The 26925-nt window shown below is 66.1% G+C and carries 22 protein-coding genes; 9 read left to right on the top strand and 13 right to left on the bottom strand.

Features of this window, described 5'->3' with window-relative positions:
* The first annotated feature begins 49 nt into the window (after positions 1-49).
* Positions 50-1360, top strand: a complete 1311-nt coding sequence (locus AC1DE3_RS09335) for an amidohydrolase family protein (RefSeq protein ID WP_441511325.1) — start codon at positions 50-52, stop codon at positions 1358-1360.
* Positions 1361-1402: 42 nt separating this feature from the next.
* On the opposite strand, the gene gatB is transcribed toward AC1DE3_RS09335, so the two are convergent.
* Entirely contained in the window at positions 1403-2884 is a 1482-nt protein-coding gene (gene gatB, locus AC1DE3_RS09330) for an Asp-tRNA(Asn)/Glu-tRNA(Gln) amidotransferase subunit GatB (RefSeq protein ID WP_441511324.1), read from the bottom strand.
* Between the two features lie 275 nt (positions 2885-3159).
* Between gatB and AC1DE3_RS09325 the strand changes: the two genes are divergently transcribed.
* Positions 3160-4314, top strand: a complete 1155-nt coding sequence (locus tag AC1DE3_RS09325; protein WP_441511323.1) for an efflux RND transporter periplasmic adaptor subunit — start codon at positions 3160-3162, stop codon at positions 4312-4314.
* 118 nt (positions 4315-4432) lie between these two features.
* Positions 4433-7636 carry an efflux RND transporter permease subunit gene (locus AC1DE3_RS09320; RefSeq protein ID WP_441511322.1) on the top strand — a complete coding sequence of 1068 codons (3204 nt, stop codon included), beginning with the start codon at positions 4433-4435 and terminating at the stop codon, positions 7634-7636.
* Positions 7637-7844: 208 nt separating this feature from the next.
* Here the strand turns inward: AC1DE3_RS09320 and gatA are convergent, their stop codons facing one another.
* From gatA to AC1DE3_RS09305, 3 genes are all read right to left on the bottom strand, one after another.
* On the bottom strand, positions 7845-9359 hold the full coding sequence (gene gatA / locus AC1DE3_RS09315; RefSeq protein ID WP_441511321.1) for an Asp-tRNA(Asn)/Glu-tRNA(Gln) amidotransferase subunit GatA: 1515 nt from the start codon (positions 9357-9359) through the stop codon (positions 7845-7847).
* A 141-nt stretch (positions 9360-9500) separates the two neighbouring features.
* Complete coding sequence (gatC, locus tag AC1DE3_RS09310; RefSeq protein ID WP_441511320.1) at positions 9501-9788, bottom strand: Asp-tRNA(Asn)/Glu-tRNA(Gln) amidotransferase subunit GatC; 288 nt, start codon at positions 9786-9788, stop codon at positions 9501-9503.
* Between the two features lie 113 nt (positions 9789-9901).
* Positions 9902-10600 carry a metal-dependent hydrolase gene (locus AC1DE3_RS09305; protein ID WP_441511319.1) on the bottom strand — a complete coding sequence of 233 codons (699 nt, stop codon included), beginning with the start codon at positions 10598-10600 and terminating at the stop codon, positions 9902-9904.
* Positions 10601-10722: 122 nt separating this feature from the next.
* Between AC1DE3_RS09305 and ade the strand changes: the two genes are divergently transcribed.
* Positions 10723-12423: an adenine deaminase gene (gene ade, locus AC1DE3_RS09300; protein ID WP_441511318.1), complete on the top strand. Its 1701-nt coding sequence runs from the start codon at positions 10723-10725 to the stop codon at positions 12421-12423.
* Between the two features lie 404 nt (positions 12424-12827).
* Here ade and AC1DE3_RS09295 read toward each other — a convergent pair whose 3' ends face one another.
* Both AC1DE3_RS09295 and AC1DE3_RS09290 read right to left on the bottom strand, forming a co-directional pair.
* Positions 12828-13760 (bottom strand): hydroxyacid dehydrogenase, encoded by a 933-nt coding sequence (locus tag AC1DE3_RS09295; protein ID WP_441511317.1) that lies wholly within the window; start codon positions 13758-13760, stop codon positions 12828-12830.
* Positions 13757-14338, bottom strand: coding sequence for a GNAT family N-acetyltransferase (locus tag AC1DE3_RS09290; protein WP_441511316.1), 582 nt, complete (start codon positions 14336-14338; stop codon positions 13757-13759). Before AC1DE3_RS09290 ends, AC1DE3_RS09295 begins: the two co-directional genes overlap by 4 nt.
* Positions 14339-14509: 171 nt before the next feature.
* Between AC1DE3_RS09290 and ruvX the strand changes: the two genes are divergently transcribed.
* Entirely contained in the window at positions 14510-15010 is a 501-nt protein-coding gene (gene ruvX / locus AC1DE3_RS09285; RefSeq protein ID WP_441511315.1) for a Holliday junction resolvase RuvX, read from the top strand.
* A gap of 38 nt (positions 15011-15048) precedes the next feature.
* On the opposite strand, the gene AC1DE3_RS09280 is transcribed toward ruvX, so the two are convergent.
* Together AC1DE3_RS09280 and AC1DE3_RS09275 are read right to left on the bottom strand one after the other, a co-directional pair.
* Positions 15049-15426 carry a hypothetical protein gene (locus tag AC1DE3_RS09280; RefSeq protein ID WP_441511314.1) on the bottom strand — a complete coding sequence of 126 codons (378 nt, stop codon included), beginning with the start codon at positions 15424-15426 and terminating at the stop codon, positions 15049-15051.
* A gap of 136 nt (positions 15427-15562) precedes the next feature.
* Positions 15563-15970, bottom strand: coding sequence for a hypothetical protein (locus tag AC1DE3_RS09275; RefSeq protein ID WP_441511313.1), 408 nt, complete (start codon positions 15968-15970; stop codon positions 15563-15565).
* A 222-nt stretch (positions 15971-16192) separates the two neighbouring features.
* Here AC1DE3_RS09275 and AC1DE3_RS09270 point away from each other — a divergent pair, with 222 nt between their 5' ends.
* Together AC1DE3_RS09270 and AC1DE3_RS09265 are read left to right on the top strand one after the other, a co-directional pair.
* Positions 16193-17107 (top strand): AEC family transporter, encoded by a 915-nt coding sequence (locus tag AC1DE3_RS09270; RefSeq protein WP_441511312.1) that lies wholly within the window; start codon positions 16193-16195, stop codon positions 17105-17107.
* Between the two features lie 99 nt (positions 17108-17206).
* A complete protein-coding gene (locus AC1DE3_RS09265; protein WP_441511311.1) occupies positions 17207-17476 on the top strand; it encodes a hypothetical protein in 270 nt (89 codons plus the stop codon).
* A 27-nt stretch (positions 17477-17503) separates the two neighbouring features.
* Here AC1DE3_RS09265 and dprA read toward each other — a convergent pair whose 3' ends face one another.
* From dprA to AC1DE3_RS09245, 4 genes are read right to left on the bottom strand one after another with little or no spacing between them, the layout of a single operon-like run.
* Entirely contained in the window at positions 17504-18733 is a 1230-nt protein-coding gene (gene dprA, locus AC1DE3_RS09260; RefSeq protein WP_441511310.1) for a DNA-processing protein DprA, read from the bottom strand.
* A gap of 5 nt (positions 18734-18738) precedes the next feature.
* Entirely contained in the window at positions 18739-19362 is a 624-nt protein-coding gene (plsY, locus tag AC1DE3_RS09255; protein ID WP_441511309.1) for a glycerol-3-phosphate 1-O-acyltransferase PlsY, read from the bottom strand.
* A gap of 31 nt (positions 19363-19393) precedes the next feature.
* Positions 19394-20695 (bottom strand): dihydroorotase, encoded by a 1302-nt coding sequence (gene pyrC, locus AC1DE3_RS09250; RefSeq protein ID WP_441511308.1) that lies wholly within the window; start codon positions 20693-20695, stop codon positions 19394-19396.
* 17 nt (positions 20696-20712) lie between these two features.
* Complete coding sequence (locus tag AC1DE3_RS09245; protein WP_441511307.1) at positions 20713-21657, bottom strand: aspartate carbamoyltransferase catalytic subunit; 945 nt, start codon at positions 21655-21657, stop codon at positions 20713-20715.
* A gap of 138 nt (positions 21658-21795) precedes the next feature.
* Between AC1DE3_RS09245 and AC1DE3_RS09240 the strand changes: the two genes are divergently transcribed.
* Positions 21796-22920: a serine hydrolase domain-containing protein gene (locus AC1DE3_RS09240; protein WP_441511306.1), complete on the top strand. Its 1125-nt coding sequence runs from the start codon at positions 21796-21798 to the stop codon at positions 22918-22920.
* 256 nt (positions 22921-23176) lie between these two features.
* Here AC1DE3_RS09240 and panB read toward each other — a convergent pair whose 3' ends face one another.
* Complete coding sequence (gene panB, locus AC1DE3_RS09235) at positions 23177-23995, bottom strand: 3-methyl-2-oxobutanoate hydroxymethyltransferase (RefSeq protein ID WP_441511305.1); 819 nt, start codon at positions 23993-23995, stop codon at positions 23177-23179.
* 208 nt (positions 23996-24203) lie between these two features.
* Between panB and topA the strand changes: the two genes are divergently transcribed.
* Complete coding sequence (topA, locus tag AC1DE3_RS09230) at positions 24204-26882, top strand: type I DNA topoisomerase (RefSeq protein WP_441511304.1); 2679 nt, start codon at positions 24204-24206, stop codon at positions 26880-26882.
* The last annotated feature ends 43 nt before the right edge of the window (positions 26883-26925 follow it).

The raw sequence follows: 26925 nt of genomic DNA, 5'->3' as shown, positions 1-26925 counted from the left end.
CCGGCCGGATATCCGGCGCGGCACGTACCTCATCCGCAACGGCGCGGTCATGACCGTCGACCCCTCGCTCGGCACGCTGCCGAAAGGAGACGTCCTGGTCCGCGAGGGCGTCATCGAAAGGATCGGCCAGGGGATCGAGGCACCCGGAGCCGAGATCATCGACGCCAGCGATATGATCGTTATGCCCGGCCTGATCGATACGCATTACCACATGTGGAGCGCGCTCGGTCGCAACTTTCCGGGTGACAACGGCTTCAGCTACTTTCCCGCGAAGAACGCCATTTCTCCATACCTCTCGCCGCAGGACGGCTACAACAGCGTCATGCTCGGGCTGGCCGAGCTCGCCAACAACGGCGTCACCACGGTCCATAACTGGTCGAACAATACCCGCTCGGCCGCCCATGCCGATGCCGAGCTGACGGCGCATCGCGACTCGCTGCTTCGGGCGCGCTTCGCCTACGGGCATGCCGATCTGCTGGATGCCAGCAAGCCCTTCGCCTATGACGATATCCTGCGCACGCGGGACAAGTGGTTCGGCGCCGGCTCACAGATGGACGGGCTCGTCCATTTCGCGGTCAACCTGCGCGGAATGGGTCCGAGCAAGCCCGAGACCTTCCACGAAGAGATGCAATGGGTGCTGAAGAACGGCCTGCGCGTAGCGACCCATGCCGGCCAATCGCCGCCGAACCTCAACAATGCCGCCGATTTCGAGCAGCGCGGCTATCTCGGGCCCAACTTCCTGTTCTGCCATTATGTGCCCGGCACCGAGGCGGATTTCGAAGTCCTGGCGCGGACGAAAACGCCTCTCAGCTTTGCGACGATATCGGAAATGCGGCTGGGGCGCGCCGGTGACTACCGTGCTTCTCTCATGCTCATGCGCAAGGCCGGCGTGATGCTGTCGCTCTCGGTCGACGCGAGCCTGATCGGCGCGCCGAATATGTTCGAGATCATGCGCACGACCTGGAATCTCGGCGTTCCCTGGCAGGGCACGCCATCGGCCGGCCAGAAGCCGATCGAGTTTGCCGAGGTGATCCGGATGGCCACGATCAACGGCGCGATCAGCCTCGGCCTGGGCGATGTCACGGGCTCCCTCACCCCCGGAAAGCGGGCCGACATCATCCTGCTGCGGACGAGCGACCTCAACATGGCGCCGCTCGGCCAGATCGAGACCACGATCGTGCAATCGGCCGATCCGTCCAATGTCGATACGGTCATGATCGACGGACGCATCGTCAAGCGCGCCGGGCGCCTGGTGGGCTATGACGTTGCCAAGATCGTCGCCGACGCGAAGGACTCCGCCCGCAAGCTGCGCAAGCAGGCCGGCGGCGTCCTGCTGCAGACATGCCCGGACTGCGGCTGAGCCGGAAAGGCGGGAGCGCCCACAGGCGCTCCCGCATCCAACTCACTCGATGCCGAGCTTCTTCTTCAGGATCTCGTTCAGCGCCTGCGGATTGGCCTTGCCGCCCGAGGCCTTCATCGCCTGACCGACGAACCAGCCCAGCATGGTCGGCTTGGCCTTGACCTGCTCGACCTTGTCGGGATTGGCGGCGATCAGATCGTCCACCGCCTTCTCGATGGCGCCGGTGTCGGTGACCTGCTTCATGCCGCGAGCCTCGACGATCGCCCGCGGTTCGCCCCCCTCGGTCCAGAGGATCTCGAACAGATCCTTGGCGATGCGCCCCGAGATCACGCCCTCTCCGATCAGGTCGACGAGGCCGCCGAGCTGGGCGGCCGAGACCGGCGAGGTCGTGACGTCCTGGCCTTCCTTGTTGAGGCGGCCGAACAGCTCGTTGATGACCCAGTTCGCCGCAGCCTTGCCGTCGCGTCCCTTCGCCACCGCCTCGAAATAATCCGCCTGGTCGCGCTCGGCGACGAGCACCGAGGCGTCGTAAGGCGAGAGCCCGTAATCCGCGATGAAACGGGCCTTCTTGGCGTCGGGCAATTCGGGCAGCGCGCCCTTCAGGCTCTCGACGAAGGCGTCGTCGAATTCGAGCGGCAGCAGGTCCGGATCGGGGAAGTAGCGGTAGTCATGCGCCTCCTCCTTGGAGCGCATCGAGCGCGTCTCGCCCTTGCCGGGATCGTAGAGGCGTGTCTCCTGGTCGATGGTGCCGCCATCCTCGATGATGCCGATCTGGCGGCGCGCCTCGGTCTCGACCGCCTGGCCGATGAAGCGGATCGAATTGACGTTCTTGATCTCGCAGCGCGTGCCGAGAGCGTCGCCCGGCTTGCGCACGGAGACGTTCACGTCGGCACGCAGGTTGCCCTTCTCCATGTCGCCGTCGCAGGTGCCGAGATAGCGCAGGATGGTGCGCAGCTTCGAGACATAGGCCTTCGCCTCTTCCGACGAACGCAGGTCCGGCTTCGAGACGATCTCCATCAGCGCCACGCCCGAGCGGTTGAGATCGACGAAGCTCATCGTCGGATGCTGATCGTGGATCGACTTGCCGGCATCCTGCTCGAGATGCAGCCGCTCGATGCCGACGGTGATCTGCTCGGTCGTCGAGAGATCGACCACGATCTCGCCCTCGCCCACGATCGGGCTCTTGTACTGGCTGATCTGGTAGCCCTGCGGCAGGTCCGGATAGAAATAGTTCTTGCGGTCGAAGACCGAGCGGTTGTTGATCTGCGCGTTCAGGCCGAGGCCGGTGCGCACGGCCTGGCGAACACATTCGGCATTGATCACCGGCAGCATGCCGGGCATGGCAGCGTCGACAAGGCTGACATGCTCGTTCGGCTCGGCACCGAAACCGGTCGAGGCGCCGGAGAACAGCTTGGCATTGGAGGTGACCTGGGCATGGATTTCCATGCCGATCACGACTTCCCAATCACCAGTCGCGCCCTTGATCAGCTTCTTCGGGTCGGCGGGGCGGGCATGCGCATTCATCTGTGATCTTCCGGCTGAAATGGTCGCCTACGCGTTACGATGTCGGCGGGCTTGCGGCAAGCGTCCGTTGCTTCGCAGGCCTGCCCTGAAACTCGGCTGCATGGTGCAGTGCCGTTGCGCTCCTGCAACCAAATGGCAGGAATATGATTTATGTGGCGCAATATCGCGCAAATTGACGGGTGATGGATCTTGACATTCGTCAGTCATCATCCCTTTTTGCGCCAAAGGCCGCAAAATCCGCTATGTTGCGCAGGCCCGTCATTCGGAGTTCCGTCATGTCACGCAGCCGTTTCATCGGCCTGGTGCTCACCGCTGTTGCCACGTCGACCGGCCTGACCTCGTTCGACGCTGCCGCCCAGGGAGCTCCGCCGGCCCCTCCGGTTCAGGTCGCGCCCCCTCTCGCCAAGCGCATCACCAACTGGGATGAGTTCACCGGGCGTTTCGAAGCGAGCGAACAGGTGGAAGTCCGCGCCCGCGTCTCCGGCTTCATCGACAGCGTGCACTTCCCCGACGGCTCGCTCGTCCAGAAGGGCGATCTGCTCTTTACCATCGATCAGCGGCCTTACAAACTGGCCGTCGACGTGGCGCGCGCCGAGGTCGCTCGCGCAAAGGCGCAGGTCGAGCTGTCGCAGAACGAGGTCGATCGCGCCGAGGGCCTGACCCAGAACCGCACGATCACGGCCCGCGACGTCGACCAGCGCCGCGCCAACCTCAACAGCGCGGTCGGCTCCCTGCAGGGAGCCGAGGCCAATCTCAAGAACGCCGAGCTCAACCTCGAATGGACCGAGGTGCGCGCGCCGCTTGCCGGGCGCATCTCGAACCGCCGCGTCGACCCGGGCAACCTGATCGCCGGCGGCCAGTCAGGCGCCACGCTGCTGACCACCATCGTCGCCGTCTCGCCGATCTACTTCACCTTCGATGTCTCGGAAGCCGACTTCCTGCGCTACTCCCGCATGGCCAGCCTGCGGAGCGGCTCGGACAAGGATGCCGGCGTGCCTGTCGAAGTGAAGCTGTCGGACGAGACCAAATGGGGCCGCCGCGGCAAGGTCAACTTCGTCGACAACGCCGTGAACGCACGCTCGGCCACGATCCGCGGCCGCGCCGTTTTCGACAACAAGGACCAGTTCCTGACGCCCGGCGTGTTCGGCCGCCTGCGCTTCTTCGCCGGCGAGGCCGATGCGCTGCTCGTGCCCGACACCGTGATCGCCTCGGACCAGGCCCACAAGATCGTGCTGACGGTGGGGCCAGATAACAAGGTCGTGCCGAAATCGGTCGAGCTCGGGCCGATCAGCGAGGGCCTCAGGGTCATCCGCTCCGGTCTGACGCCTGAAGACAAGGTCATCATCGGCGGCAACGCCAATCCGATGGTCCGTCCCGGCGTCGCCGTCACGCCTCAGCCGGGCGAGATCAAGGTCGCGACGACGAACTGAACGCGTCCTGCACCGGCTCTTCCAACGCCGGTGCCCCGCTTCCCGGGCCGTCACGGCCCGGCACTGAAACACGGGCGCCACCGGGCGTCCGCCCGCCTTTTCCGGACAGGACGTTTCCATGTTCCGCTTCGCCCATTTCTTCATCGACCGGCCGATCTTCGCCACCGTGCTCTCGGTGCTGCTGACGATCGCCGGCGCCATCGCCCAGCGCGGCCTGCCGATCTCGGAATATCCCGAGATCGCCCCGCCGACCGTCTCGATCACCGCGACCTATCCGGGCGCCTCGGCCGAGGTCGTCGCCGCCACGGTGGCGACGCCGATCGAGCAGGAGGTGAACGGCGTCGACGACATGCTCTACATCACCTCGCAATCGACCGGCGACGGGCGGGTGACGATCAACGTCGTGTTCAAGGCCGGCGTCGACATCGACCAGGCACAGGTTCTGGTGCAGAACCGCGTCTCGCAAGCGGAGCCGCGCCTGCCGCAGGATGTGCGCCAGCTCGGCCTGCAGGTGCGCAAGGCCTCGCCCGACTTCCTGATGGTCATCAACATGATCTCGCCGGACGGGTCGCGCGACGCGCAGTACATCTCGAACTACGCCTCGCTCTACGTGAAGGACGTGCTCACCCGCGTCGACGGCGTCGGCGACGTGCAAGTCTTCGGTGCCCGCGACTTCTCGATGCGCATCTGGCTCGATCCGGCCAAGGTCGCGGCCCGCAACCTGACGGCAGGCGATGTGGTGGCAGCGCTCAGAGCAGCGAACGTCCAGGTCGCGGCAGGCGCGCTCAACCAGCCGCCGGCAAAGTCGGACGAAGCCTTCCAGTTCTCCGTCAACACCCTCGGCCGCCTGACGGATGTCTCCGAGTTCGAGAACATCGTCGTACGCTCCGATGCCGATGGCGGCACGATCCGGGTCCGCGACATCGCGCGCGTCGAGCTCGGCTCGCAGGATTACACCACCAACGCCTATCTCGATAACAGGAACACCGTTGCCATCGGCGTCTTCCAGCGTCCGGGCTCGAACGCGCTCGCGACCTCGGACAAGCTGATCTCGACGATGAACGAGATGGCCAAGCAGTTCCCGACCGGCCTCGAGCATCGCATCATCTACAACCCGACCGAGTTCATCGGCGAATCCGTCGACGCGGTGGTGCATACCCTGCTCGAAGCGATCGTGCTCGTCGTGATCGTGGTCATCCTGTTCCTGCAGACTTGGCGCGCCGCGATCATTCCGATCGTCGCAATCCCGGTCTCGCTGGTCGGCACCTTCCTGGTGATGAGCGCGGTCGGCATCTCCTTCAACACGATCTCGCTGTTGGCGTTGGTTCTCGCCATCGGCATCGTCGTCGACGACGCGATCGTGGTAGTGGAGAATGTCGAGCGCTACCTTGCCGAGGGCCTGACGCCCAAGGAGGCTGCGCACAAGACCATGGACGAGGTCGGCGGCGCACTGCTCGCGATCGCGCTCGTGCTGTGCGCGGTGTTCATCCCGACGGCCTTCATCAGCGGCCTGCAGGGCACCTTCTACCAGCAGTTCGCGGTGACAATCGCAGCCTCGACGGCGATCTCGTGCTTCGTCTCGCTCACGCTTTCGCCGGCGATGTCGGCGGTGCTCCTGAAGGCGCACAAGAAGCATGACCCGAACGAGCAGCACGGCTTCTTCTACAAGCTGGGTGCACCGGTCCGCTGGTTCTTCCACTATTTCAACGCCGGCTTCGACTGGCTGTCGCGGACCTATGGCCGCGTCACCTCGCGCCTCATCCGCATCGCCGTGATCCTGCTGATCGTCTATTCCGGCCTGATCGCGGCGACGGTCTGGGACATCCGGAGGACGCCGACCGGCCTCGTGCCGCAGCTCGATCGCGGCTATTTCATCGCCGTGCTCCAGCTGCCGCCTGGCTCCTCGCTGCAGCGTACGGACGCCGTGCTGCGCAAGGCCAACGAGATCCTGCTGTCCCGCCCCGGCGTGGCTCATACCGTCGCCTTCGCCGGTCTCGACGGCGCGACCTTCACCATCGCGCCGAATACCGGCGTCGCCTTCGTAACGCTCGCGCCGTTCAAGGACCGCGAGAAGCAGGGGCTGACGACGCAGGGCATCTTCGCCGATCTCCGGCAACAGATGTTCGGCATCTCGGAAGCCTTCACCCTGCTGATCGAGCCGCCTGCCATCCCGGGCATCGGCACCGGCGGCGGCCTGAAGGGCTATGTGCAGGATCGTGGCGGGCGCGGGCTTACGGCGCTCGAAGGCGCGGCCTGGATCGTCGCAGGCTCGGCCGGGCAGGTTCCGGGCATCCAGCAGCCGTTCACGCTGTTCTCGACCAAGACGCCGCAGATCTACGCCGATATCGACCGCACCAAGGCGGAGATGCTCGGCGTGCCGATCACGCGCATCTTCGAGACGCTGTCGATCTATATGGGCTCCGCCTATATCAACGACTTCAACCTGCTGGGCCGGACTTATCGCGTCACCGCGCAGGCGGATAACCCCTTCCGCCTGACCACGCGCGACGTCGCCAATCTCAAGACCCGCAACGCGGATGGCGAGATGGTGCCGATCGGCTCGATCGCATCCTTCCACGACACGACCGGCGCCTATCGCGTGCCGCGCTACAACCTCTATCCGGCAGCCGAAGTGCAGCTCTCGATGGCGCATGGCTACTCGACGGGACAGGGTATCGCGGCGGTCGAGAAGATCGCGGCGGAGCGGCTGCCGGCAGGTTTCGGCTTCGAATGGACCGAGATCGCGCTGCAGGAGAAGCTCGCGGGCAATACGGCGATCATCGCCTTCGGGCTTGCCGTGGTGTTCGTCTTCCTGCTGCTGGCAGCGCTCTATGAAAGCTGGCTCCTGCCGCTCTCGGTCATCCTTATCGTGCCGATGTGCATCCTGGCCGCGATGTTCGGCGTGAACTACGCCAATCTCGACAGGAACATTCTCGTCGATATCGGCCTCGTGGTGCTCGTCGGCCTCGCCGCCAAGAACGCGATCCTGATCGTCGAGTTCGCGAAGCAGGCGGAGGAGGAAGGCATGCACCGCCGCGACGCGGCGATCGCCGCCGCCCGGACCCGCCTGCGGCCGATCCTGATGACCTCGATGGCCTTCATCCTCGGCGTTCTGCCGCTGACGATCTCGGTTGGCGCCGGTGCCGAGATGCGCCAGGCGATGGGCATCGCGGTGTTCTCCGGCATGCTGGGCGTCACCTTCTTCGGCCTGATCTTCACGCCGGTGTTCTATGTGATGGTGCGCTGGCTGGCGGAACTCGGTGGCAAGAAGCGCAAGGCGCAAGCCGCTGCACAGCAGCAGCCGACCAGAGCGCATGGCTGAAGGTGACGGCGGCGGCTTTCCAAGCCGCCGCCCTGCCCCCGACTGCAGACACGAAAAAGGGCCGCTCGCACGGCCCTTTTTATTTTTCCTGAGGCATCATTCTCGGGCGGAGCGAAGCGCTGGCCCGAGAATCTCACGATGAGAAGGCGAAGAGCCTCCTTCGGCCCGAGATGCTCGGGTCAAGCCCGCGCATAACCGCGGGCGCCCCTCAGCCCCACCAGCGCTCCGAAACCGGGAAGCGGCCGGCGGCCTGCTCGATGACCTCGCCGAGCGAGAACAGCGTCTCCTCATCGAAGGGGCGGCCGATGAGCTGCAAGCCCAGCGGCAGGCCCTGAGCGTCGAGGCCGGCAGGCACGGCGATGCCGGGCAGGCCCGCCATGTTCACGGTCACGGTGAAGACGTCGTTGAGATACATCTCGACAGGATCGGCCGAGCCCTTCTCGCCGATACCGAAGGCGGCCGAGGGGGTCGCCGGGGTCAGCACCGCATCGATGCCCTGCGCATAGACGGTCTCGAAGTCGCGCTTGATCAAAGTGCGGACCTTCTGGGCACGCAGGTAATAGGCGTCGTAGTAGCCGGCGGAGAGGACGTAGGTGCCGATCATGATGCGGCGCTTGACCTCGGCGCCGAAGCCGGCAGCGCGGGTCTTCTCATACATCTCGACAATGTCCTTACCCTGCTCGCGCAGGCCGTAGCGGACACCGTCATAGCGGGCGAGGTTCGAGGAGGCCTCGGCCGGGGCGACGATGTAATAGGCCGGCAGGGCGTATTTCGTATGCGGCAGCGAGATCTCGACGATCTCGGCGCCGGCGGCCTTGAGCCATTCGATGCCCTTCTGCCAGAGCGCATCGATCTCGGCGTTCAGGCCCTCGAGCCGGTACTCCCTGGGAATGCCGATCTTCATGCCCTTCACGGAGCGGCCGATGGCGGCCTCGTAGTCCGGCACCGGCGCGTCGACCGAGGTCGTGTCCTTCGGGTCGTGGCCAGCCATGGAGCGCAGCATCACGGCGCAGTCACGCACGCTCTTGCCGATCGGCCCGGCCTGATCCAGCGAGGAGGCGAAGGCGACGATGCCCCAGCGCGAGCAGCGGCCATAGGTCGGCTTGATGCCGACCGTGCCGGTGAAGGCGGCGGGCTGGCGGATCGAGCCGCCGGTGTCGGTCGCGGTTGCGGCAAGGCAGAGATCGGCGGCAACGGCGGCGGCCGAACCGCCGGAGGAGCCGCCCGGCACGAGGTGATTGCCCTCGACAGCCCCGCCCTGCCCCGCGCCGACATTGGAGCCCTCACGACGCCAAGGGTTCACGACATTGCCGAACGCCGAGGTCTCGTTCGACGAGCCCATGGCGAACTCGTCATTGTTGAGCTTGCCGAGCATCACCGCGCCGTCGCGCCAGAGCTGGCTCGATACGGTCGACTCATAGGCCGGCACGAAATTGCCGAGGATGTTCGAGCAGGCCGTGGTGCGCACGCCCTCCGTGGCAAAGAGATCCTTGATTCCGAGCGGCAGGCCTTCGAGCGGGCCCGCCTCGCCCTTGGCGAGCTTCTCGTCGGAGGCGGCCGCCTGCTTCAGCGCGTGCTCCGGCGTCTCCAGCACATAGGCGTTGAGGGCGCGGGCCTTCTCGACGGCGGCGATATGCGCCTTCGTCAGCTCGGTGGCGGAGAAGGTCTTGGCTTTCAGGCCGTCGCGGGCCTCGGTCAGCGTCAGGCGGGTGAGATCGGTCACGGTCGATATCCGATTGAATTCAAGTCGGCGGAACCGTCATTGCGAGGAGCGCAGCGACGAAGCAATCCAGGAGCGGCAGCACTCGAGGTCCCCCCGGATTGCTTCGCTTACGCTCGCAATGACGGGGAACGATAACGCGCGCTACTCGATGACTTTAGGCACCATGAAATAGTTGTCCTCGGAAACCGGGGCGTTGGCGATGATCGTATCGGCGATCTCGCCGTCGTTCACCACGTCCTCGCGCTGCTTCATCGCCATCGGAGTCACCGAGGTCATCGGCTCCACGCCATCCACATTCACCTCGTTCAACTGCTCGACGAAGCCGAGGATCGCGTTCAGCTCCCCTTGCAGCTTGGGCAGATCGGCCTCCGGCACAGCGATGCGCGCGAGATGCGCGACGCGTTTGACGGTGGCGAGATCGACCGACATGGCGGACTCCTGGACAGGGCGCGGATCACGCGCGGAAAACGGTTCGCCGCGCTATAGCGCGGCGAACGGGCAAACGTAAATCAGCATTGAGCGATCAGGCCGGTTTCTCCGGCTCAGATCGCGAAAGCCTCGCCCTTCTTCGGCAGGACGACCTCGATGCCGCTGCCCCGCATGCCGGCAACGAAGGTGTCGGCGTTCTGGTCGATGATCGGGAAGGTGCCGTAGTGGCTGGGGATCGCCACCTTAGGCTTGACGAAGCGGGTCATGGCGAGCGCGGCGACCTTGCCGCCCATGGTGAAGCGGTCGCCGATCGGGCAGATGCAAGCCTCGACGCCATGGATCTCGCTGAGCAGCGCCATGTCGGAGAAGATGTCGGTGTCGCCCATGTGCCAGAGCGTCTTCTCGCCCCTGGCCTTGATGATCGCGCCATTCGCGTTGCCGACGGGGACGTTGACACCGCCCTCGCCCATGCCGGCCGAGTGATCGGCCCGGACGAGCGTGAGGCTGAACGGGCCGAGATCGACGGTGCCGCCGGTGTTCATCGGGCTGAAGTTCTTCAGCCCCTGCGAGGCCAGATGCATGGCGAGGTCGTAATTGGTGATGACCGTCGCGCCGGTCTTCCCGGCAATATCGAGCGTGTCGCCGACGTGGTCGCCATGGCCGTGGGTGACGACGATATGGCTGACGCCCTTGGAGATCGCCGCGACGTCGCCCTCAAAGGCTGGGTTCCCGGTGAAGAACGGGTCGATCAGGATGGCAGCGCCGTCGATATCGACGCGGAAGGCGGAGTGGCCGTACCAGGTGAGTTTCATGCGAAGGCTCCGGGCTTTCGAGATGCCGGCCCCTATCTAGGCCGATCCGAGCCGCCGACCAAGTCGACAATCTAGCCGGAGAGAGGCAGGCTGGCGCCATGACGAACCCACGGAATCGCCCCATGACGGACGCCGCCACGCTCGCCCGCCGGATCGCCCAGGGCCATGGCGACGAGCCGGCCGATCTCGTCATCAAGGGCGCAAGGCTCCTCGACCTCGTCACCGGCACGCTGGTCGAGAGCGATATCGCGATCTGCGGCGATACCATCGTCGGGACCTACGGAACCTACGAGGGCAAGCGCGTCATTGACGCCAAGGGCCTGTTCGCCGTGCCCGGCTTCATCGACACGCATCTGCACATCGAATCCTCGCTGGTGACGCCGCTCGAATTCGAGCGCTGCGTGCTGCCCCATGGCGTCACCACCGCGATTTGCGACCCGCACGAAATATCGAACGTGCTCGGCGTCGAGGGCATCCGCTATTTCCTCGCCTGCGCCGAGGCGATGCGGATGGACCTGCGCGTCAACCTGTCGAGCTGCGTGCCGGCGACGCATCTGGAGACGGCGGGGGCGGCGCTGGAGGCCGGCGACCTCACGCCGATGATGGACCATCCCAAGGTGATCGGGCTCGCCGAGTTCATGAACTTTCCGGGTGTGATCCATCGCGACCCCGGCTGCCTCGCCAAGCTCGAAGCCTTCTCGCATCGCCATATCGACGGTCATGCCCCGCTGGTGCGCGGGATTGACCTCAACGCCTATCTCGCCGCCGGCATCCGCACCGACCACGAAACGACGACGGCCGACGAAGCCCGCGAGAAGCTCGCCAAGGGCATGGCGATCCTGATCCGCGAGGGCTCGGTCTCGAAGGATTTGCATCAGCTGATCCCGCTGATCTCGCGCGACGCCTCGCCCTTCCTGGCCTTCTGCACCGATGACCGCAACCCGCTCGACATCGGCGAGGAAGGCCATCTCGACTACATGATCCGCACCGCCATCGCCGAGGGCGCCGATATGCTTGCGACCTATCGCATCGCCTCGCTCTCGGCGGCGCGGAATTTCGGGCTGTTCGATCGCGGCTTCATCGGGCCTGGCAAGCGCGCCGATATCGTACTGGTTGAGGACCTCGCTGCCTGCTCGGTGAAGCAGGTTCTGACCGGGGGCCGGCTGGTCGAGGAAGCACTGTTCGCGGGTCGGGCGACGATCCCCCCGGTTGGGCTCGGCAGCGTGAAGAGCCGCAAGCTCGCCCCCGCCGATTTCACTGTTAAGGCCCGCGACGGCGCGACGCCGGTGATCGGCGTGGTGCCGGGGCGGATCATCACCGAACGACTGTCGATGGCCCTGCCCTCGCGCGACGGCGAGGCCCTGCCCGACCTCGCGCAGGATGCGATCAAGGTCACGGTGATCGAGCGTCACGGCAAGAACGGCGGAATCGCGACAGGCTTCGTCCATGGCTTCGGCATGAAGGGCGGCGCCATCGCTTCCTCGGTCGGCCATGACAGCCATAATCTCTGCGTCGTCGGCGTCGACGAGGCCTCGATGGCCGCGGCGGCGAACCGCCTGATCGAGATCGGCGGCGGCTTCGCCGTGGCCGATGGCGGCGAAGTCACGGCCGAACTGGCGCTACCGGTCGCAGGGCTGATGAGCGAGCAGCCCTTCGAGGCGGTGCGGCACGATCTTGAGCGCTTGCGTGCCGCGGCGAAGGCGCTCGGCGTCGTGCTGGCCGAGCCCTTCCTGCAGGTCGCCTTCCTGACCCTGCCGGTGATCCCGCATCTCAAGATCACCGACAAGGGGCTGGTCGATGTCGATCGGTTTGATTTTGTGTGAGGTTATGGTGGCAAGTTTGAGGGCGCACTGACCAAACAGCGTCTGCTTTGGGTCGAAATCGGTCTCCTCAGCTATTGGGAAGATCACGCAGTTTCCGTGCGGCCTCGGCGTCCTCGGCTAGCTGTGCGAGGTTCCTTTTCCGATCCTCTTCCCTGACTTGATTGTAGAGATCAGAGCCGAAAACGAGGCCTCCGCTTCCGACGTAAGGCTCTGCGGGCTTCTTTGCCGATGAAGTTGGGGCTGAGGATCGCAACAGAGTATCGAGTAGGCGCTTCAGGGCGTCTGGCATCCAATCGATCATAACGACCTCTGCGTTGGTTCCGCCTCGGTTATCTTGGATGCGCGTTTCCAGATAGGTGAAGGCCGTTATGGGTTGGAAGCGGCCACTCGCTCCAATCTACACCCTAAATCCGCTCCTCCAGCGCCGCCATGACCTTCTCGGCCACGAGCCCAGACACGCGCCCGTTCGACTCGACCGTGTTACCGGCGATATGCGGGGTCAGGATCAGGTTGGGTGCGCCAGCGAAAACCTTGGCCGCGTCCTTGCCAAGCGGCTCCTGCTCGTAGACGTCGATCGCCGCGCCGCCGAGCTTGCCGGCCTTGAGCGCCTTGACCAAGGCCGCCTCGTCCATGATGCCGCCGCGCGCCGTGTTGATCAGGATCGCGTCCGGCTTCATCCGGGCCAAGGCCTTCGCGTCGATCATGCCGCGGGTTTCCGAGGTCAGCGGGACGTGCAGGCTGATGACGTCGGCTTGCGCCAGCAATTCGTTGAACTCCAGCCGCCGCACGCCGCTCCAGGCGGGATCATCGACGGCCAAGCGCGGATGGTAGGCCGCCACCTCCATGCCGATAGCGCGGGCATGATGGGCGACGTCGCGGGCGATGGAGCCGAAGCCGACGAGGCCCATCAGCTTGCCGGCGATCTCGCGGCCAATCAGCTTCGTCTTGGGGAATTCGCCGGCGACCATCGCGGCATTGGCGAAATAGGCGCCGCGCAACAACGTCATCGTCGTGCCGATGACGTATTCGACGACGGAGAGGCTGTTGGCGCCGGTCGCGGGGAAGACGCGGATGCCACGAGCGGCGCAAGTCTCCATGTCGAGATTGTCGAGGCCGACGCCCAGGCGCCCGATCACCTTCAGCGCCTTGGCCGCCTCCAGCACCTTGCCACGCAGTTGCGTCTGGTTGCGCACGATCACGGCCGGGACATCGGCGAAGAGCCGCGCCATCTCATCCGAATCGGCATAGAGCTCGGGATCATAATGAACAGCGAAGCGCGCCTTGAGATTGGCGACGGCGGCGTCGTCCATGAATTCGGTGATGACGATGTCGGTCATGGTGCCGTGCTGACGATGAAACGAAGGCGTGGATCGGGGCTGTAGAGCGGCGCGACGAAGGTCTCGATCAATCGCCCGCCGTTCTTCTCGATGATGCGGCGCGAGGCGTGGTTCTCGACGTCGCAGGTGATGGTGATCTCCGGCAGACCGGCCTCGCGCGCGACGCCAAGCATCCCGGCGAGCGCCGCTGTGGCGTAGCCGTGGCCGGCGAATGCCGGCAGGATGGTGTAGCCGATATGGCCCAGCACATGTTCCGGCAAGGCCAGGATGGGCCGTCCATCCTTCTCCTGCCAGCGCAGGTTGATCGAGCCGATGAAGGGCCGCTCGGGCCGATCCTCGGCGAAGATCCAGCGCGTCGGGCCGGGAATGCGATCGACCTCGCGGCCATCCGGCAGCCTCACACGTCCCGGGCCGCCACGAATTTCGGCGAGGAAGGCGTCGGGATCGGCGGCTATGGCGGCGAGTTGCTCGGGCGCGACGTTGCGCGTCGTATTGGGCGACCAGCCTGCGCGCAGCGCAGCCTCATAGGCGCCAAGCAGGTCCTTGTCGGGAACTTGCAGCGAGATGCGCGCCGCCACGGCAGAAAATCCTCCAATAGCGGCAGAGCCGCTCCGAGCGCGCCGATATAGCCCGATCATCGCAGATAGGCGATGGCATCGACGCTACAGCTGCCGGGAAACCGGCATTCGCGGGGACCATCGGTAAAGGTATCGCTCGCGAGATGGGGCTGCGCGTGATACCGCCACGCCATGACCAGCGCCGTCGTCCCGCTCGAAGCCTTCCTCGACCTGCCGGCGCATGCGCGCCTGCTCGGCCTCGATCTCGGCACCAAGACGATCGGGCTCGCGCTGTCGGATCTGGAGCGGCAGATCGCGACGCCGCTTGAGACGATCCAGCGGGTGAAGTTCGGGCTCGACGCCGCGGCGCTGCTGAAGATCGCGGGGAAGCATCAGGTGGCCGGGCTGGTCATTGGCCTGCCGCTCAACATGGACGGCACGGAGGGGCCGCGCGTGCAGTCCACCCGCGCCTTCGTGCGCAACCTCGCCCCCCTGACCGACCTGCCGATCGTGTTCTGGGACGAGCGAATGTCCACGATGGCCGTAACACGCACCTTGCTCGATGCCGACGCGTCGCGCGCCAAGCGCGCAGCGGTCGTCGACAAGATGGCCGCCGCCTACATCCTGCAGGGTGCGCTCGACAGGCTGGGCCGGCTCGCGCCGCTGGAAGGCGAGCAAGACGCGTTCGACTGAAGGAAGCGCCTCAAATATGAGGCGCTTTTCCGAGAAGCTCAGTTGAACAGAAGCCCGCGCTTGAACGCCTTCTTCTGTGCTTCGCGCTCGTTCTTGATGGCGCGCTTCCGCTCTTCCATCGTCATGCCCGCCATCGGGTCCTGCTGGCGACGCCCGCCATCGTAGCCGGGACGACGATCGTCGCGCCGGTCGCCCCGCGCATCGTCGCGACCGTAACCGCGCCGATCGTCGCGCCAATCCCTGCGGTCATCGTTGCGTCCGTAGCCGCGACTCTCATAGCCGTCGCCGGGGCGACGCTCATAGGAACGATCGTAGTTGGGGCCGGCGTAATACTGCGCTGAGGCGGGCTGAACGCTGCCCCAGCCGGCCATCGCCAATCCCAGCCCGGCGATCAGAACATCTCGAAGGGGAGCCATTTCGGTGATACCTCAATCGTCCAAACATCAGTGACGCCATCTTCTGGCGTCAAATCGCGAAGATTTCCCTGACAAACCCACAAAAATAGGCCCGCGCAGATTGCGCGGGCCTTGCAAGGCGCTTCAAGCCGCGACCTTAGCGATGATCGCGGAAATCATACGGAGCATAATAGCCGCCATAGGGCGCATAGTAGCGCTGCGGATAGGCATAGACCGGCGGCGGCGGAGGCGCGTAGTACTCATCGTAGTACGGCGCCGCGTAGGCGCGGTTGTTCGCCGCGACGGCCGCCGCGCCGAGGATGCCGAGGCCGACGGCCCCCGCGATCGCTGCGCCGCGCGAGGGGCCGCGCCAGCCGCGGTAATACCCGCCGCGATAACCGCCACGATAACCGCGATAGTATTGCGTATAGCCGGCCTGCGCCTTGTCGAGCCGGGTTGCATCGAACAGACGCTGCTCCTGCGCCATGGCAGGAACCGCGAAGCTGCCCACCGCCACACCTGCGGCAGTCAACGCGATGGCGAATGTCTTGCTCAGAGAGATCATGACGGCATCTCCTTCGTCGGGACCGTCCCGAACCATGACGGCAGGTTCGCTCGATCCGGTTGAATGCGACCTGAACCAATCGCGGCGGCATTGCGGCAGAGACACAACGGGTCTCCATCAACGCCCTTGCCGGCGGCGGGCCGCCATGGAACAGGCTGGTCGATACTCGCCGCATCAACTGCCGGCGAGAACCGTTGTTCCTGCCCATCTTGCCGGTCTGCCATGCTCGACAGCCTGATCGCCGTTTTCCTCGTCATCGCGACCGGGTGGGTCCTGAAAGCCCGAAACCTCGTTTCGCCCTCGCATTGGCTCGGCGTCGAGCGCCTGACCTACCAGGTGCTGTTTCCGGCCGTCGTCATCCACACGCTCGCCATGGCCGATCTGCGTGGCGTACCGGTCGTTGCCATGGGGGCGAGCCTCGTCCTCGCCATTCTCAGCGTCGCAGCATGTCTCCTGCTGACCCGGCCTCTCCTGGCGCAAGCAGGCATCGACGGGCCTGCCTTCACCTCGATCTTCCAGGGCTCGGTCCGCTGGAACACCTTCGTCGCGCTGGCGCTGGCAGCCGGACTGCAAGGCCGCAACGGCGCGACCCTGATGGCGATCGCGGTCGCCGCGATGATCCCCCTGCTCAACGTCATGTGCGTCCTCATCCTCGCGCGCTTCGCCAACGGCAAGCCGATGAGCGTCGGCGCCACCGTGCGCTCGATCCTGTATAACCCCTTCATCTGGTCATCCGCCGTGGGCCTTGCCTTCAACCAGGCCCAGTGGATGCTGCCTTCGGCCTTCACCGGCTATCTCGACGTATTGGGGCGGGCTTCCCTCGGCATCGGCCTGCTGGTCGTGGGCTCCGCGCTCGATCTGAACCGGCTCGCGCGCCCTCGCCTCGCCCATTGGGTCGCCGTTGGATTGAAACTCGTGGTGATGCCAGCTGCGGCCTGGCTCTATGCCGGTTGGTTCGGCGTCACCGGCCCGGCCCTGACCATGACGATCGTCGCCGGCGCCGTTCCGACCGCCACGGCCGCCTATTTCCTCGCCCGCGACCTTGGCGGCGACGCACCGCTGATGGCGGAGATCACAACGCTTCAGACCCTGCTGGCGCTCGCGACGCTCCCCGTCGCCGTGCTCCTCCTACGATGAGCGACCTGAGCTTGAAATTTTTACGAGAATACAATTTATAGGTGCATATCCGAAGGAGACGCCTCCGGACGCGTTCCGCGCCTGCCAGACGAGGTATCCATGCGCATGAAGCCAAAAGCGCGTAAGCTGGTTCAGGCGCAGAAGCTGGTTCCGTCCGAACCCGACGGCGATGAGCGGGACGGCGACACTCCCGACCGGCCGATGACCGCGCTGGAGGCGGCGGCGTTCATCGAGAGCATGGCCGCCGAGTTGCGGACCATGGCGCGCGCAACGAAGCTGGAGATCCTGTCCTATTTCCTGGAGATGACCCGTATCGAGGCATCGGCCGAAGTCGAGCGCCAGGCCAAATCGAACGGCAAGGCCCAGTAGGCCTCGGCCTTCCGAGCAAGGAGAAGATCAGAAGCGCGCCCGCGACAAAGCTCCACCGGGGTGACGGCGCACTTGCCCTTCGAGTTCCAGCTCGGCCAAAATCCGGCTGATCTCGCGCGCGGCATGACCGCTCGCACGGACAAGGTCATCGGGCGCGATCGGCGTCGGTCCGAGCAGGTCCAGCACGAGGCGACCAAGGCCCGGCGGCAAGACGGCCCCCCCGACCTCCTCGGTCGATGGCGGAGGATCGAAATCCCCCTGATGTCGCACGAAGCCCGGTGCCGGTGCCACCTCCGGCAGATCGAGCTCGTCCCACATCGCCTCGCTCGCCGGCTCGCCGGGCGCCTCCCGCAGCGCCGAGTGATCGAGCCAGGAGGCCGGGTCCTGCCGACGCAACGGCGCGAGCGCCTCGATGACATGCGCAGCCTCGGCGCAAAGCATCGCACCCTCCCGGATCAGGTGATTGCCGCCTTCGGCGCGAGGGTCGAGCGGCGAGCCGGGCACGGCGAAGACCAGCCGCCCCTGCTCGTTGGCGAAGCGCGCCGTGATCAGCGAACCGGAGCGGCGCGCCGCCTCGACCACCACGGTGCCCAGCGAAAGGCCGGAGACGAGTCGATTGCGCCGAGGAAAGTCGCGGGCCCTGGCGACCCAGCCGAGCGGCATCTCGCTGATGACGGCGCCCCGCTCGGCGATGCGCTCCGCCAGGGAGATGTTCTGCGGCGGATAGATCTCGTCGAGCCCGCCGGCGAGCACCGCGACGGTCCCGGTTTCGAGGCTTGCCTGATGGGCGGCCGTATCGATGCCGCGCGCCAGCCCGGAGACGACGGCGAATTCGGCCTCACCGAGCTCGCGCGCCAGCCGGCCGGTGAATTTCATCCCCGCCGCGGAGGCATTGCGGGAACCGACCAGAGCAACCGCCGGCTTCTGGAGAATCTGCACCTGTCCGAGCACCGCGATCAGCGGCGGCGCCGAATCGATCGCCTGCAGCGGCACCGGGTACTCCGCTTCGCCGAGCGCGATCAGGCGTCCGCCGAGACGCCGCAAGCCTTCCAGCTCGCGTTCCGCTTCCGCAGGCTGGCAGATGCGGATCGGACGGCCAGCTCGTCGGGCGAGCTCCGGCAGGGCCTCAAGCGCAGCACCAACTCCGCCGAAGCGGTTCATCAGGGAACGGAAGGTCCGCGGGCCGACGCTCTCGCTGCGGATCAGCCTCAACCAATCGAGACGCTGGCGATCGGAGAGGACGATGCCAGCCGCCATATCGCTCAGCCCTTCTGGCCGATCTTGCCTTCGCTCCCGGAGAGCAGCCGGGCGATATTGGTTCGGTGCATGATCCAGAGCAGCACCGTCAGGATAGCCATGACGATGGCAGCCTGGTGCATGCCCGCCCAGAACCAGAGCAGCAGCGGCGTCAGCAGGCTGGCCACCAGCGCCGAAAGCGAAGAGTAGCGCGAGAGATAGGCGACGCTCAGCCAGATCGCGGCGAAAACAAGCGCGATCGAAGCCTTCACGCCGATCAGCACGCCGAGATAGGTCGCGACGCCCTTGCCGCCCTTGAAGCCGACCCAGACCGGAAAGAGATGGCCGAGGAAGGCGCCGATGCCCGCGGCCAGCGCCGCCTCCGGCCCGCCGAGCAGGCGCGAGCCGACGATGACCGCCACCGTGCCCTTCAGCATGTCGCCTACGAGGGTGGCGGCCGCGAGCTTCTTGTTGCCGGTGCGCAGGACGTTGGTCGCGCCGATATTGCCGGAGCCGATGCTGCGCAGATCGGGCCCACCCGCGAGCTTCGTCAGGATGATGCCGAAGGGGATGGAGCCGAAGAGATAGCCGACGACGAGCGCGATCAGCGTTGCCGAGCCGGAGAGGCTCCAGTTCAGAACATCGGTCATGCCGCCCTATTCCCCACAGTCCGCGCGCAGCCTAGCCCGGCTCGACCTCATACACCACCCGCCCGGCAACGATCGTCGCCGCGACGATGCCTTCCAGCCGCGCCTCATCGAAGGGCGAGTTCTTGGCGCGCGATTTGAGCTTACGCTTGTCGACGACGAAGGGCGCTTCCGGATCGAACAGGACGAGGTCTGCCGGCGCGCCGGGAGCAAGACGCCCCGAGGGCAGGCCGAGCAAGGCCGCCGGCCGCGCCGACAGCGCGGCGAGAAGCTGGGGCAAACCGATCTGGCCAGCCTGCACAAGGCGTTGCGCGGCCGACAGCAAGGTCTCGATGCCGAGGGCGCCGTCCGCAGCCTCGGCGAAGGGCTGGCGCTTCGTCTCGACATCCTGCGGATCATGGTCGGAGACCACGACGTCGATCACTCCGTCGGCGAGCGCTGCGACCAAGGCGAGGCGGTCGTCCTCGTGACGCAGCGGCGGCGAGACCTTGCAGAAGGTCCGGTAGTCGCCGACGTCGTTCTCGTTGAGGGTGAGGTTGTTGATCGAGACGCCGCAGGTGATGCGGGCACCGTCCTGCTTGGCGCGGCGAACGAGTTCAGCCGATTCGGCGCAGGAGATCATCGCGGCGTGATAGCGGGCGCCGGTGGCGCGGGCGAGGCGGATGTCACGTTCCAGCATCACCGTCTCGGCCTCGAGCGGGATGCCGGGCAGGCCCTTGCGGCTGGCGAACTCGCCCTCGTTCATCACGCCCGAGCCCCGTAGTTCAGGGTCCTCGACATGGTTCATGATCAGCGCGTCGAAATTGCGGGCGTAGATCATGGCGCGGCGCATCACCTGCGGGTTGCGCAAGGCCCAGGCGCCGTCGCCGAACGCGACCGCTCCTGCCTCCAGAAGCAGGCCGAATTCGGTGATCTCCCTGCCTTCCAGCCCCTTGGTCAGGGCGGCGCAGGGCAGCACGTTGACGATCGCCTTGTCGCGTGCGCGGCGCTTCAGAAAATCGATGATCGCGGGATCGTCGATCGGCGGGTCGGTGTCCGGCCGGCAGACGATGGTGGTGACGCCACCGGCGGCGGCCGCCTGCGAACCGGAACCCAGCGTCTCACGGAATTCGGCGCCTGGCTCACCGAGAAAGGCGCGCAGGTCGATCAGGCCCGGCGTCAGCACCTGCCCGCCGGCGTCGATGCGGCGCACGTCGTCGCCCGTCGCAGGAGCCGCTCCCCATTCGACCGAGGCGATATCGCCCCCCCGCAACAAGACGGAGCCCTTGCCCTCGCGCCCGGACACCGGGTCGACGAGGCGTGCGTTGACGATCGCGATATCCTGCGTTTCAGCCATGTTCGGTCCCGCCACGCTCAGATATTCGGCAGATGCTGGGCGAGCGCATCGAGCACCGCCATGCGGACTGCGACACCCATCTCGACCTGCTCGCGGATCAGCGACTGCGCGCCATCAGCCACTTCCGAGGAGATCTCGACGCCGCGGTTCATCGGGCCGGGATGCATCACCAGCGCATCGGGCTGGGCGCGCTCGAGCTTCTCGCGGTCGAGGCCGTAATAGCGGAAATATTCCTTGGAGGACGGCACGAAGGCGCCGTGCATCCGTTCGAGCTGAAGGCGCAGCATCATTACGATATCAGCGCCTTCGAGGCCCTTGTTCATGTCGGTATAGAGCTCGACGCCCATGCGCTCGATGCCCGGCGGCATCAGCGTCGAAGGTGCGACGAGGCGAACTTTCGCGCCGAGGGCATTCAGCAGAATAATGTTGGAGCGGGCGACGCGCGAATGCAGGATGTCGCCGCAGATCGCCACGGTCAACCCCTGGATGCGGCCCTTGTTGCGGCGGATCGTCAGCGCGTCGAGCAGTGCCTGCGTCGGGTGCTCATGCGCGCCGTCGCCGGCATTGACGACCGAGCAGTCGACCTTGCGGGCGAGCAGGTTGACCGCACCGGCCGCGTGATGGCGGACGACGATGATGTCCGGCCGCATGGCGTTCAGCGTCGCGGCGGTGTCGATGAGCGTCTCGCCCTTCTTCACCGAGGACGAAGCGACCGACATATTCATCACATCGGCGCCGAGCCGCTTTCCCGCGAGCTCGAAGGAGGCCTGCGTCCGCGTCGAGGGCTCGAAGAACAGGTTGATCTGGGTGCGGCCGCGCAAGGTAGCCGCCTTCTTCTCGACCTGCCGCGAGAGGGCGACATAGGCCTCGGCCCGGTCCAATAGCCCTTCGATGTCGAGATGGGACAACCCCTCGATGCCGAGCAGGTGACGATGCGGATAGAGCGGGGCTGGCGATGTCATTTGAAGCAGGCTGTTTAGGCGCGACTCGCCCACGGCGCAAGCCGCTCGCGGGCGTGATGGCGCCATGTCCTGTGGGCCGTGGAGCTTTCGGCAAAACGGCGCTACCTCTCGCCCCCCACGCCTGAGAGGACGCAAGCCGTGCCCAGCCCGACCGACATCTTCGTGCCCGCTCCCCACAGCGCCGGCTGGGAAACCATCGCACCGGCCGAGGCCGGCTTCGATGCCGGGCGGCTTTCAGCCACGATCGCTTTCGCACAGGAGAACGAAAGCCCCTGGCCGCGCAGCCTCTACTATCCGGACGGCAGCTATGTCGGAAACGTCGAGTGGAACGAGAGAGGTCCGTGGACCGAGATCGTCGGCCCGGTGCGCGAGCGCGGCGGCCCGGCCGGTCTCATCCTGAAAGGCGGCCGCATCGTTGCCGAATGGGGCGACACCGCCCGCACCGACATGACCTTCTCGATCGCCAAGAGCTATCTGTCGGTACTCGCCGGCATCGCCTTCGACGACGGGCTGATTGGAGATGTCGAGGAGCCAGTCTGCAAAAGTGTCGACGATCCGATCTTCGCCGGCCCGCATAACGGCAAGATCACCTGGCGGCACCTGCTGCAGCAGTCGAGCGAATGGCAGGGCGAGCTTTTCGGCAAGTCCGATCAGGTCGACCACAACCGCCAGATCGGCCCCGGCGCAGACAACAGCCGCAAGGGCCAGCGCCGCGAGCTCAACGCGCCCGGCAGCTTCTACGAATATAACGATGTGCGGGTGAACGTGCTCGGCTACGCCCTGCTCCAGCGCTTCCGCCGGCCGCTGCCGCAGGTGCTGCGCGAGCGGATCATGGACCCGATCGGCGCCTCGCAGGACTGGCAATGGCAGGGCTACAGCAGCTCCTTCGTCGAGATCGACGGGCGCGAGGTTCAATCCGTACCCGGCGGCGGCCATTGGGGCGGCGGCCTGTTCATCGGCGCACGCGACCACGCCCGCTTCGGCCTGCTGATCGGCCGTAAGGGCGAGTGGAACGGCCGGCAGCTCGTTTCGCGCGAGTGGATCGCGCGCTCGCTCTCACCCTCCCCGACTCTCGCGAACTACGGCTATCTCTGGTGGCTGGCGGCGCGGCCAGGTCTGCCCCCGTCGTCCTTCTCCGCGCTCGGCGCCGGGAGCAACGTGATCTGGGTCGAGCCGGAGCGCGACATCGTCGCCGTGCTGCGCTGGATCGCGGGAGCGGCGACCGAGGGCTTCATCGACCGGCTACTGGCGGCGCAGGCCTAACGACGGCGGCTTCAGACCGGAACCACCTCCGTCATTCCGGGGCAAGCCGAAGGCTTGGGCCCGGAAGCCTTAAATACGACCTTGCTCCAGCTCGTCATGCTCGCCCTTGTGGCGAGCATCCACGCCTTGAACACCGCATGGTATCGATGAAGACGTGGATGGTCGGGACAAGCCCGACCATGACGGCAAGTGTCGTGTTCGTGGGTTCCGGGCTCTTCGCTGCGCGAAGCCCCTGAATGACGGCGTGATTTCGAACTTAGTCCTTCACCGCATAGACATGCTCGGGCCCTGGGAAGCTCCGGACTCGAACCTCTGCCGCATAATCCGCCACGGCCTTGTCGACGCCCTCCGCGAGATTGCCGAAGAGCTTGACAAATTTGGGCACGCGGCCGGTCAGGCCGAGCATGTCGTCGAGCACGAGCACCTGGCCATCGCAAGCGGCCGAGGCGCCGATGCCGATGGTCGGGATCGCGATCCTGGCCGTGATATCGGCCGCGAGCGGCTCAGCAATCGCTTCCAAGACGACGGCAAAGGCACCGGCTTCGGCCACCGATGCGGCATCGGCAGTGATCGCGGGCCATTCCTCGCGGCTGCGCCCCTGCGCCTTGAAGCCGCCGAGCACGTTCACCGCCTGCGGCGTCAACCCGACATGCGCCATCACCGGAATGCCCCTATCCACCAGGAAGCGAATGGTCGGGGCCATGCGCTGCCCGCCCTCGAGCTTGACGGCGCCGCAGCCGGTCTCCTGCATGATGCGGGCGGCGTTGCGGAAGGCCTGCTCCGGGCTCTCCTCATAGCTGCCGAAGGGCATATCGATGACGACGAGCGCGCGCCGGGAACCGCGCATCACCGCCTGCCCGTGCAGGATCATCATCTCCAGCGTGACCGGCACGGTGCTGTCGAGGCCGTGCACGACCATGCCGAGCGAATCCCCGACCAACAGGAAATCGCAATGACGATCGGCCAACGCCGCCATCGGCGCCGTATAGGCGGTCAGGGACACGATCGGCTCCGCTCCCTTGCGGCTGCGGATGTCCAACGCCGTCTGGCGTCTGATCTGTGCTTGCGAAGACACGCTCGCCTCCCCACTTCGTAGCCCAAGCCGGAGAATGGCCCTAAACCGTCCCGTGCGACACTCAAAGCTCAATCGCCGTTTGACACGGCCCGCCCGCTGAACCACTTTCGCGCACAATTCCGAACCGCAGCGGTCTTGCGGGTCGCGAGACCGTCCGTTACGGCCGGTTCCGCGCTCTGAACAGGGCTGTTATCGAGACAAACAGATCATGAAGCTCCTCGTCGTCGAGTCGCCGGCCAAGGCCAAGACGATCAACAAATATCTGGGCTCCGACTACGAGGTCATCGCCTCGTTCGGGCATATCCGCGACCTGCCGGCCAAGGACGGCTCGGTCGAGCCCGACAACGACTTCTCCATGAAATGGGAGATCGAGGGCCGCGGCGCCAAGCAGGTCGCCGAGATCGCGCGCGCCGTGAAGGGCGCCGAGAAGCTGATCCTCGCCACCGACCCTGATCGCGAGGGCGAGGCGATTTCCTGGCACGTGCTGGAAGCGCTGAACCAGAAGAAGGTGCTGAAGGGCATCCCGGTCGAGCGCGTCACCTTCAACGCCGTCACCAAGGACGCCGTGCAGAAGGCATTGGCGAATCCGCGCGCCATCGACCAGGCGCTGGTCGACGCCTATCTGGCCCGCCGCGCGCTCGACTATCTCGTCGGCTTCACGCTGTCGCCGGTGCTGTGGCGCAAGCTGCCCGGCGCCCGCTCGGCCGGCCGTGTCCAGTCGGTGGCGCTGCGCCTCGTCTGCGACCGCGAACGCGAGATCGAGGCCTTCCGGGCCCGCGAATACTGGTCGCTGGTGGCGACGCTCGCGACGGAATCCGGCCAGACCTTCGAGGCTCGGCTCGTTGGCGCCGACGGCAAGAAGATCGCCCGGCTCGACATCGGCAATGCCGAGGAGGCCAAGGCCTTCAAGGAGGCGCTGGAAACCGCGCTCTTCACCGTCAGCGAGGTCGAGGCCAAGCCGGTCAAGCGCCATCCGCAGCCGCCCTTCCAGACTTCGACGCTGCAGCAGGAGGCCTCGCGCAAGCTCGGCCTCGCCCCGGCGCGGACCATGCAGCTCGCGCAGCGGCTCTATGAAGGCGTCGATATCGGCGGCGAGACGGTCGGCCTCATCACCTATATGCGAACCGACGGCGTCGATATGGACGGCTCGGCCATCGCCGCCGCCCGCAGCGTCATCGGCAAGGAATTCGGTGACCGCTATGTGCCGAGCGTGCCGCGCAAGTACACGGTCAAGGCCAAGAACGCGCAGGAGGCCCACGAGGCCATCCGCCCGACCGATCTCGCCCGGCTGCCGGCCATGGTCGCGCGCCAGCTCGAACCCGAGCAGGCGAAGCTCTACGAGCTGATCTGGAAGCGCACCATCGCCAGCCAGATGGAATCGGCCGAGATGGAGCGCACGACGGTCGACATCGCGGCCAAGGTCGGCGCCCGCAACCTCGACCTGCGCGCCACCGGACAGGTCGTGCTCTTCGACGGCTTCCTGACGCTCTATCAGGAAAGTCGCGACGACGACGAGGACGAGGATTCGAAGAAGCTGCCGGCGATGAAGGCAGGCGACAAGCTGGAGAAGCGCGCCATCGCCGCGGACCAGCACTTCACCGAGCCGCCGCCCCGCTTCTCGGAAGCGAGTCTCGTCAAGCGCATGGAAGAGCTCGGCATCGGCCGGCCCTCGACCTATGCCGCGACCCTCTCGACCTTGCGCGACCGCGAATATGTCCGCATCGAGAAGAAGCGCCTCGTGCCCGAGGACAAGGGCATGCTGGTCACGGCCTTCCTTGAGAGCTTCTTCAAGCGCTATGTCGAGTTCGACTTCACGGCGAACCTCGAGGAAAACCTCGACCGCGTCTCCAACGCCGAGATCGACTGGAAGGCGCTGCTGCGCCAGTTCTGGGAAGAGTTCACCGCCTCCATCGGCGAGACCAAGGATCTGCGTGTCGGCGACGTGCTGGAAGCGCTGAACGGCATTCTCGGCGATTATATCTTCCCGGCCAAGGCTGATGGCACCGATCCGCGCATCTGCCCGAATTGCGGCAACGGCCAGCTCTCGCTGAAGCTCGGCAAGTTCGGCGCTTTCGTCGGCTGCTCGAACTACCCCGAATGCCGGTACACCCGTCCGCTCTCCGTCCCGGCCGCCGAGGGCGAAGCCTCGGCCGAGGGCGGCCAGGGCACGCCCGGCGTGCGCGTGCTGGGCACCGACCCTGTCACCAATCTCGAAGTGACGCTGCGCGATGGCCGCTTCGGCCCCTATATCCAGCTCGGCGAGGGCGAAAAGCCGAAGCGCTCCAGCCTGCCGAAGGGCATGAGCCCGGCCACCGTGACGCTGGAGAAGGCGCTCGCCCTGCTCTCCCTGCCGCGCGAGGTGGCGAAGCACCCCGAATCGGGCGAGCCGATTCTCGTCGGCATCGGCCGCTACGGGCCCTATGTCCAGCACGGCAAGACCTACGCCAATATCGACAAGGACGACGACGTGCTGGAACTCGGCGCCAATCGCGCCATCGACCTGATCGTCGCCAAGGAGAGCGGCGGCGGCAGGCGCGGCGGCGCGGCGGCGACACCCGGCCGCGCGTTGGGCGACCATCCTGCGGGCGGCGGGCTCGAGGTGAAGGCCGGCAAGTACGGCCCCTATGTCGCCTGGGGCAAGATCTTCGCGACCTTGCCCAAGACGATGGCGCCGGAGAGCATCACGCTCGAACAAGCGATCGAGCTCGTCAACGCCAAGGCCGAGACGAAGGGCGGAGCAAAGGTCAAGGCCAAGGCCGCGAGCGCCGCAAAAGCCAAGGCCCCCGCGAAGAAGCCGGCTGCAAAAAAACCAGCTGCCAAGAAGGCGACGGGCGAGAAGGCGGAGAAGGCGCCGGCCAAGAGCAAGGCCAAGGCGGCGAGCGGCTGATCTCGGCCCCTCGCGACCTCCCGGGCAGGGCCTGGCTCGACGC

The sequence above is a fragment of the Allobosea sp. 10L417 genome, from assembly GCF_056395485.1.
Note: the sequence above shows the minus strand (reverse complement) of the source record. Positions and strands in the feature narration are given on the sequence as shown.

What these genes read in the sequence shown, in the direction of transcription:
- AC1DE3_RS09325 (WP_441511323.1), top strand. Translation starts at nt 3,160, where the DNA reads ATGTCACGCAGCCGTTTCATCGGCCTGGTGCTCACCGCTGTTGCCACG.
- AC1DE3_RS09305 (WP_441511319.1), bottom strand. Translation starts at nt 10,600, where the DNA reads ATGAAACTCACCTGGTACGGCCACTCCGCCTTCCGCGTCGATATCGAC.
- AC1DE3_RS09335 (WP_441511325.1), top strand. Translation starts at nt 50, where the DNA reads ATGACCGTCGACCCCTCGCTCGGCACGCTGCCGAAAGGAGACGTCCTG.
- AC1DE3_RS09245 (WP_441511307.1), bottom strand. Translation starts at nt 21,657, where the DNA reads ATGACATCGCCAGCCCCGCTCTATCCGCATCGTCACCTGCTCGGCATC.
- pyrC (WP_441511308.1), bottom strand. Translation starts at nt 20,695, where the DNA reads ATGGCTGAAACGCAGGATATCGCGATCGTCAACGCACGCCTCGTCGAC.
- AC1DE3_RS09275 (WP_441511313.1), bottom strand. Translation starts at nt 15,970, where the DNA reads ATGATCTCTCTGAGCAAGACATTCGCCATCGCGTTGACTGCCGCAGGT.
- dprA (WP_441511310.1), bottom strand. Translation starts at nt 18,733, where the DNA reads ATGGCGGCTGGCATCGTCCTCTCCGATCGCCAGCGTCTCGATTGGTTG.
- gatC (WP_441511320.1), bottom strand. Translation starts at nt 9,788, where the DNA reads ATGTCGGTCGATCTCGCCACCGTCAAACGCGTCGCGCATCTCGCGCGC.
- AC1DE3_RS09270 (WP_441511312.1), top strand. Translation starts at nt 16,193, where the DNA reads ATGCTCGACAGCCTGATCGCCGTTTTCCTCGTCATCGCGACCGGGTGG.
- topA (WP_441511304.1), top strand. Translation starts at nt 24,204, where the DNA reads ATGAAGCTCCTCGTCGTCGAGTCGCCGGCCAAGGCCAAGACGATCAAC.
- gatB (WP_441511324.1), bottom strand. Translation starts at nt 2,884, where the DNA reads ATGAATGCGCATGCCCGCCCCGCCGACCCGAAGAAGCTGATCAAGGGC.
- plsY (WP_441511309.1), bottom strand. Translation starts at nt 19,362, where the DNA reads ATGACCGATGTTCTGAACTGGAGCCTCTCCGGCTCGGCAACGCTGATC.
- AC1DE3_RS09280 (WP_441511314.1), bottom strand. Translation starts at nt 15,426, where the DNA reads ATGGCTCCCCTTCGAGATGTTCTGATCGCCGGGCTGGGATTGGCGATG.
- AC1DE3_RS09265 (WP_441511311.1), top strand. Translation starts at nt 17,207, where the DNA reads ATGCGCATGAAGCCAAAAGCGCGTAAGCTGGTTCAGGCGCAGAAGCTG.
- AC1DE3_RS09320 (WP_441511322.1), top strand. Translation starts at nt 4,433, where the DNA reads ATGTTCCGCTTCGCCCATTTCTTCATCGACCGGCCGATCTTCGCCACC.
- AC1DE3_RS09295 (WP_441511317.1), bottom strand. Translation starts at nt 13,760, where the DNA reads ATGACCGACATCGTCATCACCGAATTCATGGACGACGCCGCCGTCGCC.
- ruvX (WP_441511315.1), top strand. Translation starts at nt 14,510, where the DNA reads ATGACCAGCGCCGTCGTCCCGCTCGAAGCCTTCCTCGACCTGCCGGCG.
- ade (WP_441511318.1), top strand. Translation starts at nt 10,723, where the DNA reads ATGACGGACGCCGCCACGCTCGCCCGCCGGATCGCCCAGGGCCATGGC.